This is a genomic window from Streptomyces sp. P9(2023), from assembly GCF_032436795.1.
Classification (GTDB): domain Bacteria; phylum Actinomycetota; class Actinomycetes; order Streptomycetales; family Streptomycetaceae; genus Streptomyces.
In genome coordinates this window covers 1-277 of record NZ_JAUPWM010000425.1, presented here as the reverse complement: position 1 = coordinate 277, position 277 = coordinate 1, and the positions used below count along the sequence as shown (strand labels likewise).

Genomic DNA, 277 nt, shown 5'->3' with positions numbered 1-277 from the left:
GAACAATTGCGCAGCATTGGGAAACCTTGTGTCGTTACAATAATGACGGTTGGGGGATTTTCGTCAATATCAACGTGTTTGCCGAGAACGTGCGCGAACACGAATTGAAAGACGTTTATTATATCCAGACGCAGGCGGTTGACCTTGATAATCTGCTAACCGCGCAACAGAATTACGATTTGGCAACGCGGTTTAATCCGCCGCCATCGTTTGCCGTCCAATCATCGCCCGGCAAATATCATCTTTATTGGCCTGTGCAGCCGTATCAAGGCAACGA

The 277-nt window shown here is 48.0% G+C and carries 1 protein-coding gene; it reads left to right on the top strand.

The features are described 5' to 3' along the window. Nucleotides 1-277: hypothetical protein (locus tag Q5762_RS38200; protein WP_315896912.1), on the top strand; the 277-nt coding region annotated here is incomplete at both ends.